Origin of the sequence: Maricaulis sp. (assembly GCF_048270265.1) — a bacterium.
Classification (GTDB): Bacteria; Pseudomonadota; Alphaproteobacteria; order Caulobacterales; family Maricaulaceae; genus Maricaulis.
Genome location: NZ_JBLWTD010000012.1, coordinates 1 through 13,284 on the forward strand (window position 1 = coordinate 1; position 13,284 = coordinate 13,284).

10 protein-coding genes and 2 pseudogenes are annotated in these 13,284 nt (G+C 62.9%); 8 read left to right on the forward strand and 4 right to left on the reverse strand.

Annotated elements, in window-relative coordinates:
* Positions 1–134, forward strand: a pseudogene (locus ACN0YF_RS08170) (helicase-related protein); the annotation flags it as partial.
* On the opposite strand, the pseudogene ACN0YF_RS08175 reads toward ACN0YF_RS08170, so the two are convergent.
* Positions 114–392, reverse strand: a pseudogene (locus ACN0YF_RS08175) (ATP-binding cassette domain-containing protein); the annotation flags it as partial. The pseudogenes ACN0YF_RS08170 and ACN0YF_RS08175 sit on opposite strands and share 21 nt — an antisense overlap.
* A 78-nt stretch (positions 393–470) precedes the next feature.
* On the opposite strand from ACN0YF_RS08175, the gene ACN0YF_RS08180 reads away from it, so the two are divergent.
* Positions 471–668, forward strand: coding sequence for a zinc-finger domain-containing protein (locus ACN0YF_RS08180; RefSeq protein ID WP_417467894.1), 198 nt, complete (start codon positions 471–473; stop codon positions 666–668).
* Between the two features lie 48 nt (positions 669–716).
* Positions 717–2,252: an SLC13 family permease gene (locus ACN0YF_RS08185; protein ID WP_417494008.1), complete on the forward strand. Its 1,536-nt coding sequence runs from the start codon at positions 717–719 to the stop codon at positions 2,250–2,252.
* Between the two features lie 182 nt (positions 2,253–2,434).
* On the opposite strand, the gene ACN0YF_RS08190 is transcribed toward ACN0YF_RS08185, so the two are convergent.
* Positions 2,435–2,707: a type II toxin-antitoxin system ParD family antitoxin gene (locus ACN0YF_RS08190; protein ID WP_417494009.1), complete on the reverse strand. Its 273-nt coding sequence runs from the start codon at positions 2,705–2,707 to the stop codon at positions 2,435–2,437.
* 39 nt (positions 2,708–2,746) lie between these two features.
* On the reverse strand, positions 2,747–3,958 hold the full coding sequence (locus ACN0YF_RS08195; protein WP_417494010.1) for a hypothetical protein: 1,212 nt from the start codon (positions 3,956–3,958) through the stop codon (positions 2,747–2,749).
* A 140-nt stretch (positions 3,959–4,098) separates the two neighbouring features.
* Here ACN0YF_RS08195 and polA point away from each other — a divergent pair, with 140 nt between their 5' ends.
* The 5 genes from polA to ACN0YF_RS08220 all read left to right on the forward strand — a co-directional run bounded on the left by polA (position 4,099) and on the right by ACN0YF_RS08220 (position 10,599).
* Positions 4,099–6,885: a DNA polymerase I gene (gene polA / locus ACN0YF_RS08200; protein WP_417494011.1), complete on the forward strand. Its 2,787-nt coding sequence runs from the start codon at positions 4,099–4,101 to the stop codon at positions 6,883–6,885.
* Between the two features lie 256 nt (positions 6,886–7,141).
* Positions 7,142–8,206: a TIR domain-containing protein gene (locus ACN0YF_RS08205; RefSeq protein ID WP_417494012.1), complete on the forward strand. Its 1,065-nt coding sequence runs from the start codon at positions 7,142–7,144 to the stop codon at positions 8,204–8,206.
* A gap of 167 nt (positions 8,207–8,373) precedes the next feature.
* Positions 8,374–9,219, forward strand: a complete 846-nt coding sequence (locus ACN0YF_RS08210) for a CPBP family intramembrane glutamic endopeptidase (protein ID WP_417494013.1) — start codon at positions 8,374–8,376, stop codon at positions 9,217–9,219.
* A gap of 46 nt (positions 9,220–9,265) precedes the next feature.
* Positions 9,266–9,862 carry a hypothetical protein gene (locus ACN0YF_RS08215; RefSeq protein WP_417494014.1) on the forward strand — a complete coding sequence of 199 codons (597 nt, stop codon included), beginning with the start codon at positions 9,266–9,268 and terminating at the stop codon, positions 9,860–9,862.
* Positions 9,863–9,951: 89 nt separating this feature from the next.
* Positions 9,952–10,599, forward strand: coding sequence for a hypothetical protein (locus tag ACN0YF_RS08220; RefSeq protein WP_417481354.1), 648 nt, complete (start codon positions 9,952–9,954; stop codon positions 10,597–10,599).
* A gap of 282 nt (positions 10,600–10,881) precedes the next feature.
* On the opposite strand, the gene gyrB is transcribed toward ACN0YF_RS08220, so the two are convergent.
* Positions 10,882–13,281: a DNA topoisomerase (ATP-hydrolyzing) subunit B gene (gyrB, locus tag ACN0YF_RS08225; protein ID WP_417481353.1), complete on the reverse strand. Its 2,400-nt coding sequence runs from the start codon at positions 13,279–13,281 to the stop codon at positions 10,882–10,884.
* Positions 13,282–13,284: the final 3 nt, after the last annotated feature.

Consider the following 13,284-nt stretch of genomic DNA (forward strand, 5'->3'; position numbering starts at 1 on the left):
GCTTCGGCAATCGCGGCTTTGCCGTCGTCGCCCTGTCCGGCGAGCTGAGCCAGGAGGACCGCACCTCGGCCCTGCAGGCAATGCGCGATGGCCGCGCCCGCGGCTGCGTCGCCACCGATGGCGGCGCGCGCGGCGCGGCTGTCGCGGTCGATATCAATGCCCCAGGTGCGGGCCGTGCCGCTGGTCTTGTTGGTCAGGCCGGCGAAGATATTGATGAAGGTCGACTTGCCGGCACCGTTTGGCCCCAGCAGGCCGAAGAACGAGCCCCGCTTGACCTTCAGGTCGATCCCCTTGAGCGCTTCCTTGTCCGGCGTGCCGCCGCCACCGCGATAGGTCTTGCGCAAATCGATCGCTTCAAGGGCATATTCGGGCAATTTTGATGTGTCGGACATGTCGCCTCGGAATTGACGGCCAGCTTGGGAACGCCATAACTAGGCATCCTCCGATCCCCTGTCCATGAGGGCTGATGCATGGCCGACGCCGCAAACACAATTCCACCGTCCGAAATCATCCCGGTCACCGGACACCGTATCGCCTGTGATGGCGGCGGTGGCGCCCTGGGCCATCCGCGGGTTTTCCTGGAAATGGGCCAGGATGATTTCGTCGAATGCCCCTATTGCGACCGCCGCTACGTCAAGGCCGGCTCGGCGCAGGATCCAAAAGCCTGACCTGACATTGCCGCGTGAGTGAGACGTAATCGTCTGGGGAGGCGCTGCATGTCCGGAATTTCGAGCCAGAAGACGGGACTGATCACGGGCATCGTGCTCGCGATCGGGCTGCAATTCATTCCCCTGCCCGAAGGCCTCAACCGCGAGGCCTGGCTGCTCGCCTCGCTCGGCCTGTTGATGGCCAGCTGGTGGGCGACCGAGGCGATACCCATCGCCGCCACCGCGCTGATCCCGATCGCCATCTTCCCGCTGCTGGGGATCACCACCACCGGCGCCGCCACCTCGCCCTATGCCAGCCCGATCGTGATGCTGCTGCTGGGCGGTTTCATCGTCGCCCTGTCGATCGAGAAATGGAATCTCCACACCCGTATCGCGCTGAATATCGTCGCCCGGTTCGGCGGCCATCCGGCCGCCCTGATCGGCGGCTTCATGCTCGCCTCGGCGCTGCTGTCGATGTGGATCTCCAATACCGCGACGACACTGATGATGATCCCCATCGCCCTGCGCGTGGCGCAAGAGGTCGAGCGCGAGGGCGTCAGCTCGAAATTCTTCGCCCCGGCCCTGGCGCTCGGCGTCGCCTATGCGGCCTCGATTGGCGGCATGGGCACGCCCGTCGGCACGCCGACCAATCTCATCGCCATCGGCTATCTGCGCAATGAATTCGGCCATTCGCTCGATTTTGCGACCTGGATGGGGATGGGCCTGCCCGCCGTCCTGCTGCTGATCCCGGTCGGCTGGTTCGTGCTGACGCGCCTGGCCTTCAATCTCAAGGGCGCCCGGGAAAGCGATGCCGCCGAGAACCTGGTCAGGCGTGAACTGACCGGCCTGGGCAAGATGACGACCCCGGAAATCCGCGTCGCCACCCTGTTCGGCACTGTCGCCCTGTTATGGATGGGCCGCTCCCTGCCGGCCGAACTTCTGACCTGGATGCCCTTCTTCTCCGGCGAGGGCTGGCACTGGGGCTGGAACCCGCTGCTCGCCTGGCTCACCGGCACGCTCGGCATTCCCGTCGCGATCCAGATGACCGATACCCAGATCGCCGTGATGGGCGCCCTGGCCACCTTCCTGATCCCGGCCGGCGACAAGGGCGAGGCGCGCGGCGAAGCGCTGATGAACTGGGACGGGCTGGCCCGCCTGCCGTGGAATGTCGTGATCCTGTTCGGCGGCGGCCTCTCGCTGGCAGCCGCCCTGTCCTCGACGGGCCTGGCCGGCTGGCTCGGCGCCCAGCTCTCCTTCGTCTCGGACTGGCCGATCCCGCTGCTGATCCTGGTGATGGTCGCCACCGTCGTCTTCCTGACGGAGCTGACCTCGAATGTCGCCACCACGACCGCCTTCCTGCCCGTGCTCGGCGTGCTGGCCGTGAGCGCTGGCGTGCCGCCGGAACAACTCGTCCTGCCGGTCGCGATTGCCGCCTCGACCGCCTTTATGCTCCCCGTCGCAACAGCACCCAACGCCATCGTCTACGCCTCGGGCGCCGTCACCCAGGGCCAGATGATCAAGGCCGGTTTCCGGCTCAACATCGCGGCCATCCTGATCATCACGGCGATCGGGATTGTGGCGGGGCAGCTGGAGTTCGGGGGTTAGTCCGGGGTCGACCGCGAGTTACCACCCACACAGAGAAAACCCTTGTCATCCCTGACGGATGCCCCGCGAATGCGGGGCGCAGATCAGGGACCTACCCGTGGCTCCAGCTGGAATGGCGGGTAGGTCCCGGCTCTGCGCCCGGCTCAAGGCCGGGCATTCGGCCGGGATGACAAGGTGTGGGTTTAGTCGGGGGAATGCTGATCCCCGGCAATCTCCCGCACATGCGCCTTGAGATGCGCGCGCACCTCCTCGACAGGTATCCCCGGCCCACTCTCTGACCCCAGCCGCACGGCCTCGCGCAACTCCTCCAGCTCGGAGAGAAATTTCGCCTCTCTTTCCTCGACCATGCGCAACCCGTCGCGCAGGATTTCGCTCTTGGAATTATAGCGCCCCGACTTGATCAACTCGGTCATCAACGCCTCGAAACGCGGACCAAGGGCATAGCTGCTGGGCATGGCGGATTCTCCATCGCTGTGGCGGATAGATAATTATTATCACAAATCATCTCCAAGCTGAACGGCCGCGCCAGCGGCGAAGCACGCCAGTGGCTCGGGCCGCGGTGAGAGCTCGTCCGGCAGGGCCCAGTGGAATTCAAAACTCTCATCCTGCAACAGAGTCACCCAGGCCTCGTCCCGGGCGGCGCAAATCTCGTCGGCGAGGCTGGTCTGTCCCAGCAGCGATGCATAGACGCAGCCATCGCGCGCACCGAGATAGCGGTGCATCGCCGATGCGGACGGATCGGCCGGCCAGGCTTCACCCTGTGCCCGCGATAGCTGGATCAATTCGGCGATATCATCACAACGGCCCGCATCGTCCAGCTCGGACCAGAGCTCGCGCCACGACATGGATTGCCCCCATACCGGATGGGACATGGCCGACTGACCGTCACGATACCAGGCCACCACGCTATCAAGTGCCGCATTGGCCGCGCTCGCATCACCGCGCTGTTTGGCAAGCCGATAATCCAGCAAGTTCAGCTGCATCTGTGACCAGCCGCTCCTGTCACGCTGGGGCCATTCGGGATGGCGCGCCCGTTCAAGCACCTCGGAGGCGCGGTCAGGTTCGCCCGCGCTGATCATGATATGAGCGACCATGATGCGCATCGCATTGATGCTGAATTCGGTCTGTTCCGTGATGTCCGCAAACTGCGCGAGCCAGATGCCTCCGCCCCGAAACGAGGCGTCGTGAAAGGCGGGGCTCTCATAGCGTGCCAGGGCCTCCTCGGCGATCGGCAGGGCAGCCTCCGCGCCGCCCAGACGCTCCGCCGCCTGCATCGCCGTGACCCACGCCTCATCTTGCGCATTGAAGGCGAAGCTGTTGCCGAGCGGGTCCAGCCTGGCCAGCTGCAAGAATTGGTCGCGGGCGCGAGCATACTCGCCCTCGGCAAACAGCAGCCAGCCGCGTTCTATCCCGTTGGAGACTCGCTGAGCGCTATTGGTGGCGGGCAGAAACCGGGTCACAAACAGGCAACGCCCGGCCCGTGCGCGCCGCTCCGCACCGCCGCGACCCCGATAGCCAAAATCTCCGGCAATATCGGACCTGATGTCTCCTGCGCAGCGTGTGCTGATGCCGTAGGCCAGGCTGACGGGGTGGGTGCCGACAAGCCAGCGTGCGGTCGATTCCGCCTTGTAACGTTCGGGAATGGCGTAGGCCGCAATCAGCCAGACGGCCAGCAAGACCAGGATCACGCGTCCGACATGCTTCATTGGCCACCTCCAGATTGTCACACTCCCAGTTTGCACGCGTCTGCGCAGAAAGTCAGCACTCCGTCCCGCCGCAACTCCCCCATGACCTGCGCGCCGCAGCGCGCTAGTCTGCGCCAAACCGAAATCCCGAGGATTCTCCCATGGCCGTTCACAGACCCGTCGATGCCTCCAGCCATGTCTATCTGATCGACGGATCGGGCTATATTTTCCGTGCCTATCATGCCCTGCCGCCGCTGACCCGGTCCGACGGGACGCCGGTCGGGGCGGTGCAGGGCTTTTGCAACATGTTGTGGAAGCTGCTGGAAGACATCAATCACGGCGAGAAACCGACCCATATGGCGGTGATTTTCGATTATTCCGGCAAGACCTTCCGCAATGATCTCTACCCGCTCTACAAGGCCCACCGCCCACCGGCGCCGGAGGATCTGGTGCCGCAATTCGCGCTGATCCGCGAAGCGACGCGCGCCTTCGGGGCGCCTTGCGTCGAGGTCGAGAATTACGAGGCCGATGATCTCATCGCCACCTATGCCCGCCAGGCCGAGGCCAAGGGTGCGCGGGTCTCGATTGTCTCCTCGGACAAGGATCTGATGCAGCTGGTGTCCGACAAGATCACCCTGCTCGACACCATGAAGAACAAGCGCATCGATGCCGACGGCGTGTTCGAGAAATTCGGTGTCGGACCCGACCGGGTGATCGATGTCCAGGCCCTGGCCGGCGACAGTGCCGACAATGTGCCCGGCGTGCCCGGCATCGGCGTCAAGACGGCGGCGCTCTTGATCAATGAATATGGCGATCTCGACACGCTGCTCGAGCGCGCCGGCGAGATCAAGCAGAATGCCCGCCGCGAAAAGCTCATCGCCCACGCCGATGATGCCCGCATGTCGCGCCAGCTGGTCACCCTCGATTGCGACAGCCCGCTCAATGCCCAGCTCGATGAATTCGGCATCACCGATCCCGACGCCGAGCCGCTGGTCACCTTCCTCAAAAAAATGGAATTCCGCACCTTTACCCGCAAGGTCGAGGAAACCCTGGGCGGGCCCGCCGCCGACGAGACCGGCTCGGCAACAGCGCCGATCGACCGTTCACAATACGAGTGCGTCACCACCATGGCGCAGCTTGAGGACTGGATTGAGCGCTGCTACACCGCCGGCGTCATCGCGGTTGATACCGAAACCGATGCGCTCTCCTCCAATGCCGCCGGCCTGGTCGGCATCTCGATGGCCACAGCGCCCGGCAAGGCCTGCTATATCCCGCTCGCCCATATCGATCCGGCGGCGACCGGCGATATGTTCGACACTGGCAAGGCGCCGGAGCAATTGCCGATGGATGCGGCGCTCGCGGCGCTCAAGCCGCTGTTTGAGTCCCCGGCCGTGCTCAAGATCGGCCAGAATTTCAAATATGATCTCGGCGTGCTGACCCGCTATGGCATCGATGTCGCGCCGATCGACGACACCATGCTGATCTCCTATGTGATGGATGCCGGCCTGCACGGCCATGGCATGGACGCGCTCGCCGAACTGCATCTCGGCCACACCTGCGTCCCCTTCAAGGAAGTGTGCGGCTCCGGCAAGAACCAGATCAGCTTCGACAAGGTGCCGCTCGACAAGGCGACGGAATATGCCGCCGAAGACGCCGATGTGACCCTGCGCCTGTGGGAGATCCTCAAGCCCGCCATGGTCGCCAAGCACAAGGCCACCGTCTACGAAACCCTCGAACGGCCGATGCCGGCCGTGCTCTCCGCGATGGAAAATTGCGGCATCAAGGTCGATCCCGACCAGCTCAAGCGCCTGTCCTCGGAATTCGCCCAGAAAATGGCCGGCGCCGAGGCCGCGGCGCATGAAGCGGCGGGCCGCACATTCAATGTCGCCAGCCCCAAGCAATTGGGCGAGATCCTGTTTGACGAAATGGGCCTGCCCGGCGGCAAGAAGACCAAGACCGGTGCCTGGTCGACCGATGCCGCCATGCTCGACGATCTCGCCGCCGAGGGCCATGCCCTGCCGGTGGCGCTGCTGGAATACCGCCAGTTCGCCAAGCTGAAATCGACCTATGCCGACGCGCTGTTCGCCGCGATCAATCCCAGGACCGGCCGGGTGCACACCTCCTTCTCGCTGGCCGCGACGACGACGGGCCGTCTTTCCTCCAACGAGCCCAATCTGCAAAATATCCCGATCCGCACCGAAGAAGGCCGCCGCATCCGCGAGGTTTTCATCGCCGAGCCGGGCAATGTCCTGGTCGCCGCCGATTACTCCCAGATCGAGCTGCGCCTGCTGGCCGAAATCGCCAATGTCGAGACCCTGAAAGACGCCTTCCGCCACGGTGCCGATATCCACGCCATGACGGCCTCGGAAGTGTTCGGTGTGCCGATCGAGGGCATGGACCCGATGGTGCGACGCAAGGCCAAGGCGATCAATTTCGGCGTCATCTACGGCATTTCCGCCTTCGGCCTCGCCAAGCAGATCGATGTCAGCCGCGAGGAGGCGAAGAATTTCATCAACGCCTATTTCGAGAAATTCCCCGGCATCATGGCCTATATGGACAAGATGAAGGACGAGGTGAAAGCGAAGGGCTATGTCGAAACCATTTTCGGCCGCCGCTGCCACTTCCCCGGCATTGCCGACAAGAACCCCAATATGCGCCAGTTCGCCGAGCGCCAGGCCATCAACGCCCCGCTACAGGGCGCCGCCGCCGACATCATCCGCCGCGCCATGATCCGCATGCCCGACGCTATTCAGCGCGCCAAACTCGACGCCCGCATGCTGCTCCAGGTCCACGACGAACTCATCTTCGAAGTGCCTGAAGGACAGGCCGATGACATGATTGCGCTGTCGAAGAAGGTAATGAGCGAGGCCTGCCGACCGGCGCTGGAGCTTAGCGTGCCGCTGGATGTGGATGCGAATGCGGGGAAGACGTGGGGTGAGGCGCACTAGGGCATACCCCTGGTCTTCTTCTTTCGCGAATCGGTGCGAATCCTGGTTCGAGGCGGCTCGATTCTTGACGCTGGTCGCGTCCTATGAGCGGCACCACGTTGCTGAGCAGTGTTTCGAGTTCTGCGGGCAGTTTCTCTGAAGGTAGTGAATTTCTTTGATGTCCCCCCTCGAACCAACATCCGGGTTATGGACATTAGTAGAACATTGACACTGTTATGGCTGCGGGTTATATAAGCGGCAATCTTAGGAGATTTCTATGGCGCTTCCGATTCGCACCACCATCGAAGATGTCGAGACCGTTTGCCGGTATTTGGCCACCAAACCTACTGGAGCGACCATCGCGGAAGCGAAGTCGGTCCTGGACCCGAAAACGCTTGATGCGCGAAAGCTCAACGCACTTCGCTACTGGGGCCTCATCGAGGACAACGGGGACAAGTATAAATTGACACAACGCGGACGAGACTGCGTCCGAGAGAAGTCTGCCCACCTCGCACAAGCGCTGAGACAGGCCGTTCAAGGGATAAGGCCATATCGGGCAATCGTGGAGCGCGCCGTTCATCGCGGCGAGAGCACTCTCACAGCAACCGAGGTTGCGGCGCACTGGCATGAACACTTCAAGAGTGACGCATCTGAAAGCGATAAGATACTGAACGATCAAGCGATATGCTTTTTTCACATCGCTCAGGCCGCAGATTTGGGGGCCCTAATAGTTGGGCGTAAAGGAAACCCCACACGCTTCGAGTTTCATCCTGAGAATGCGGCCAGTTTGGATGAGGCTGTCTCCTCTGAAAATTACGACCCCTGCGATCTTGACGACGCAGACGAACAATCTGGGCTGGACGAGATCGACGAGCGGCCACAGGACGAACTCACTTCCGTCAAAGCGCGCGAAGAGCAAGGTGTTCGGAGGGTGTTTCTAACCCATGGCAAAAACCAAAAGATTCTGAATCAGGTCAAAGAACTCGTGGCTTATGGAAAATTTGACCCTGTCGTCGCTCAGGAACATGAATCCCTGGCAAAGCCTGTCCCGGAAAAGGTTTTGGGGGACATGAGAAGCTGCCAAGCAGCGGTGATCCATGTCAGTGCGGAAGGGATGCTTCTTGAGCCAGACGGCCAGACTTCACCGTGCATCAATCCGAATGTTCTGATCGAAATTGGGGCTGCGATGGCACTCTACGGAAAGAATTTTATCCTGCTTGTGGAGGAAGGCATATCACTTCCGTCAAATTTGCAGGGCCTCTATGAGTGCAGATACTCGGGTGATGAACTGACGCACAGCGCAATTATGAAATTGCTGAAAGCCTTCAACGACTTTAGGTGATGTCACGCCCGCGCATATCGTTCTTGATGCGGGGTGGACACACTGCTTGCCCCCCCCCCACGAACTGGCCATTGGTCCCACCCGGGACGCCACCCCAAACCATCCCGCTATCGCCGTCGCACACTCGCGCCTAAACCGCCCCGATCATCAGCGCGGGGACACGCCACATGAGCACCGACACAGTAGAACGCCGCAAGGCCTGGACCACGATTGCGATTTTCCTGGTCATCGTCACGGCGTTGAGCGCCGTCTTTCACTACGCCATCGTCAATCTCAACCCGACCAGCCTCTATGTCGGCCCCCTGATGTGGTGTCCGGCGCTGGCGGCGTTTGCGACGCTGGCGATCCGCGGGCGCAAGCTTTCCTCACTGCCATGGCGATGGGGGAAATGGCGGTTCAATCTGGGCGCCTTTGCCATGCCCATCCTCTATGTCGCGATTGCCTACGGGCTGATCTGGGGCCTCGGGCTCGGCGGCTTCCCCGATCCGGAAACCCTGGCCGAATGGGCCGGCGAGACCGGGCTGGAGGTCTCCACGCCGGTGCTGATCGCGGTGATGGTGGTGTTGACCGGCACGATTGGCTGCATCCGCGCCGCGAGCACGATTGTCGGCGAGGAGATCGGCTGGCGCGGCTTTTTCGTCTGGGAATTGCGCAAGGTGATGCCCTTCGGCGCCGTCGCCCTGTTCAGCGGCGTCATCTGGGCCTTCTGGCACTGGCCGATCGTGGTCTTCTATGGCGGCGGCGAGGCCTGGCTGCAAATGTCGGCCTTCACCGTGATGATCGCCGGCATGTCGGTGATGATGACCTATTTCACCTTCAAGTCCGGCAGCCTGTGGCCGGCCGTCTTCTTCCATGCCGCCCACAATGTCTATTTCGACAAGCTGTTCAATCCGCTCACCATCGATACCGGCCATACCAGCCTGTGGACCGGCGAATACGGGTTGATGATGCCGGCGGTGACCACGGTGCTGGGTGTGATTTTCTGGCGCAAGGCGAAGGCCGAAGGGCTTTAGGGCCGCCCTCCTTGCCAAGGCCACACTTCAGGGTTTTCATGACCCCATGATCCTGCTCGCCGCCCTCGCCCTGATGCTCGACCCACCCTGCTGGGCTGACGAAGCCTGGCCGTGCGAATTCATCGCGCCTGCGACCGCTGCGGATCAAGTCCTGCCGGAGGGCGGGGTGCCGGTCGTGTACTCGGTGTCGCGCCAGGGTTATCCCTATGGGGTTCACGCCAACATCACCGATCACGACACCGCCCTGGCCATCGAGGCCGCCGTGCAGCAATGGACCTTCGCACCCGGACATGCCCGCGAGGATGTGGTCATAGTCCTGGAACACAAGAACGGGATGTGGATTGCGCCCTGGGAGGCAGATTGCCCCGTCCCTGCTCCGATCCCGCTGGTGCGGGTTGAGCCGCAACTGCCTTGCCTGGCGGGCGGGTGTGAAGCCGCGGACCTCGAACGAGTATTCTCGACAGAAGCCCTGGTCCGATACGATATCTTGCCCAGCGGTGAGACGCGCATCGTTGAAGCGACGGCGGACAATAGTCTTGTTGAAACGAGCGTAGTGCGCGCGGTTGACCGTTGGTTCTTCCAGCCCCACCAGGCCTGCCTCGGGGCGATGGCGAGTTTTGTTTTCCAGAGCACCGACGAATGACGCTGCGCTGACGCCAGATACTGCTCACCCCGGACGCTGGCACAGGTGTTGAATGGCAACAGCTCAGCCAGCAAGCGGCGGGGACCGGGATGTCATTGAAGGGTGAAGCGATAACGGCGGGAGCCGCGCTGGCGGTGGCGATCACCCTGGCGGTCTTTTCGGTGAATGTGACCGACAAGCTGCGGGCCGGCGGGCACTGGCCGTCGGCGGCGCCCGTGGTAGCGCCCCCCGAAGCCGCCGCTCCCGATCCCATTGTGGATCACACTCCCCTCATCACCCCGGCCCAAGCGTCCATGTTCGAGACCGTGCTCGATGATGAGCTGAGTTTTGGAACCCCCATACTGCCGGTATTTGCTGCCTGTCAGGGCCACATGGGCTTGCTCGATGGCGATGCCGAGTTCCGGCACTCCCGTGTCGAGGGCGTGGACTGGCTGGAATACTACGAGAGCGCGGTGCTGCCGGATGGCGGGCTGGCGATACGCGGCTTCCGGGCGCCGATGGCGACGCTGACCGCAGCGGCGGACGGGGGAATCCTGGTCGTCACAACCAGCGCCTCGGGTTTTGTCGCCGGCGCCTGGCATGTCAACGCCATGGGCGAGATCGATGATGCGATCGAGCTTGAGGCGGCGTCCGGTCTGGGAATGCCGGCCTGTCTCGATCCACACGCGGCGGCAGCGGCGCTGAACCCTGTGCTGGCCGGCGATCACAGTGGTATCGGCGCGCGCCGGAGCGATTGAGGCGGACCGCTTGTCCCCCTCGCGACCGGTTCAACTATAATCCCCGGGATTCAAAACGCCGTCAGCCCGGATTGGGCCCGGCAGCGACCCGAGGAGGACAGCATCGATTGACCGGAGCGTCACAAGGACCCAAATCCAATCCAAGCGCCTGTAAAAACAGGCACCTGGCGCGCACCACGCCGGATATTCGGGTACACCAGGGGCAGATCCGGGACATATCCGGACCAATGAAGGCCACATCCGGGGAGGCTCAAAGGGCCCTTAGGGCAACACCTGATCCGATCAGGCGTCGACCTCGGCCTCGAGCGCATGTTCCTGGATGAATTCACGCCGCGGCTCGACGACATCGCCCATCAGCTTGGTGAAAAGCTCGTCGGCGGTGTCGGCATGAGTGACCGAGACCTGCAGCAGGGTGCGCACATTCGGATCGAGTGTGGTCTCCCAGAGCTGCTCCGGATTCATCTCGCCCAGACCCTTGTAGCGCTGGACTTTCATGCCCTTGGAGCCGGCGGTCACGACAGCATCAACCAGCTGGGTCGGGCTGTAGGTGGTGACGGGGCCGCTCTTCGTGCTGAAGACGGCCGGGCCGATATAGACATCGGAAATCGCCAGCGCCCGTTCCGACAGGCGCCGGGCATCGGGGCTTTCACGCAGCGGTGCATTGAGCACCACCGTCTCGGTGACGCCGCGGACATCGCGGGTGAAGACCAGGTTATTGTCGGCGTTCAGCTCGCCGACCCAGGTGTTTTCGCCTTCATCGGCAAAGCCATTGAGACGCTCGGCGGCCGATTGCACAGCCTCGGGCGTCGGCTCGGGAACCAGGGCGCCGGACAGCGCCGCCGCTTCCAGCGCAAAGCCGGGCGCGCGTGCCAGAAGACGGTCGACCGATGCCTTGACCGCGCGTGCGGTACCAACCCGGTCGGCCAGATCGGCGCCGGTGATGACCTCGCCATTGGCCAGGCGCAGATCGGCTTCGCTGGTGCCTTCCTCGATCAGATAGGCATCCATTTCGGCCTGGTCTTTGACATAGCGTTCCGAGCGGCCCTTGGTGATTTTATACAGCGGCGGCTGGGCGATGTAGAGGTGGCCGCGCTCGATCAGTTCGGGCATCTGCCGATAGAAGAAGGTCAGCAAGAGCGTGCGGATATGCGCGCCGTCGACATCAGCATCGGTCATGATGATGACCTTGTGATAGCGCAGCTTGTCGTAATTGATCTGGTCGCGGCCGATCCCGGTGCCGAGCGCCGTGATCAGGGTTCCGACCTGTTCCGAACCGAGCATGCGATCAAACCGCGCGCGCTCGACATTGAGGATCTTGCCTCGCAGCGGCAGCACGGCCTGATTGCCCCGATGCCGGCCCTGTTTCGCAGAGCCGCCGGCGGAATCACCCTCGACGATGAAGATTTCAGACTTCGCCGGATCCTTCTCCTGGCAATCGGCAAGCTTGCCGGGCAGGGAGGAGATTTCCAGCGCCGACTTGCGCCGCGTCAGCTCGCGCGCCTTGCGCGCTGCTTCGCGGGCCGCGGCCGCCTCGATGATCTTGGCCACGATCTGCTTGGCCTCGATCGGGTGTTCCTCGAACCATTCCGAAAGCGCCTCGCCGACAATGCCCTCGACGGCCGGGCGAACTTCCGACGAAACCAGCTTGTCCTTGGTCTGGGAGGAGAATTTCGGATCCGGCACCTTGGCCGAGAGCACGCAGGTCAGGCCTTCGCGGGCATCATCGCCGGTGATGGAGATCTTTGCCTTCGCCGCCAGGCCGGAAGAGGCCGCGTAATTATTGACAATACGCGTCAGCGCACCGCGGAAACCGGCCAGGTGGGTACCGCCATCGCGCTGCGGGATGTTGTTGGTGAAGCAGAGAACATTCTCGTGATAGCTGTCATTCCACTCCAGCGCCGCCTCGACCATCACGCCATCGCGCTCGCCCTGGATCAGGACCGGCTCGGGGAAGATCGGGGTCTTGGTGCGATCGAGGTGGGAGACAAAGGCCGCAACGCCGCCCTCATAGACCATGGTGTCGGACCAGACCTCGTCCTCGCGCTCGTCGCGCAGGGTGATCTTGACGCCCGAATTGAGGAAGGCCAGCTCGCGCAGACGGTGCTGCAGCGTGGGCCGGTCGAACTCGGTCATGGTGAAGGTTTCTTCGGACGGCATGAAGCGCACTTCCGTGCCCGTCTTGCCGGCCTCGACATCGCCGACCACTTTCAGGTCCTCATCGGCAACACCATGGCGGAAGCGCATATAGTGCTCCTTGCCATTGCGCCAGATGGTCAGATCCATCCAGACCGACAGGGCGTTGACGACCGAAACGCCAACCCCGTGCAGACCGCCGGAGACCTTGTAGGAATTCTGGTCGAACTTACCGCCGGCGTGCAGCTGGGTCATGATGACCTGGGCCGCCGACATGCCTTCGCCCTTGTGGAAGTCCGTCGGAATGCCGCGTCCGTCATCGCGCACGCTGGCCGAACCGTCGGCGTGCAGCGTCACCAGGACTTCGGAGCAATGGCCGGCCAGGGCTTCATCGATCGCATTGTCGACGACTTCATAGACCATGTGGTGCAGGCCCGAGCCGTCATCGGTGTCACCGATATACATGCCGGGGCGTTTGCGGACGGCGTCGAGACCCTTGAGGACCTTGATCGACTCTGCGTCATACTCGTGATTCGGTTGTTCGCTCATGGC

Bases quoted from the DNA above. Each gene is read 5' to 3' on its own strand.
- polA (WP_417494011.1), top strand. From the start codon at position 4,099: ATGGCCGTTCACAGACCCGTCGATGCCTCCAGCCATGTCTATCTGATC.
- ACN0YF_RS08190 (WP_417494009.1), bottom strand. From the start codon at position 2,707: ATGCCCAGCAGCTATGCCCTTGGTCCGCGTTTCGAGGCGTTGATGACC.
- ACN0YF_RS08195 (WP_417494010.1), bottom strand. From the start codon at position 3,958: ATGAAGCATGTCGGACGCGTGATCCTGGTCTTGCTGGCCGTCTGGCTG.
- ACN0YF_RS08185 (WP_417494008.1), top strand. From the start codon at position 717: ATGTCCGGAATTTCGAGCCAGAAGACGGGACTGATCACGGGCATCGTG.
- ACN0YF_RS08205 (WP_417494012.1), top strand. From the start codon at position 7,142: ATGGCGCTTCCGATTCGCACCACCATCGAAGATGTCGAGACCGTTTGC.
- ACN0YF_RS08210 (WP_417494013.1), top strand. From the start codon at position 8,374: ATGAGCACCGACACAGTAGAACGCCGCAAGGCCTGGACCACGATTGCG.
- gyrB (WP_417481353.1), bottom strand. From the start codon at position 13,281: ATGAGCGAACAACCGAATCACGAGTATGACGCAGAGTCGATCAAGGTC.
- ACN0YF_RS08180 (WP_417467894.1), top strand. From the start codon at position 471: ATGGCCGACGCCGCAAACACAATTCCACCGTCCGAAATCATCCCGGTC.
- ACN0YF_RS08215 (WP_417494014.1), top strand. From the start codon at position 9,266: ATGATCCTGCTCGCCGCCCTCGCCCTGATGCTCGACCCACCCTGCTGG.
- ACN0YF_RS08220 (WP_417481354.1), top strand. From the start codon at position 9,952: ATGTCATTGAAGGGTGAAGCGATAACGGCGGGAGCCGCGCTGGCGGTG.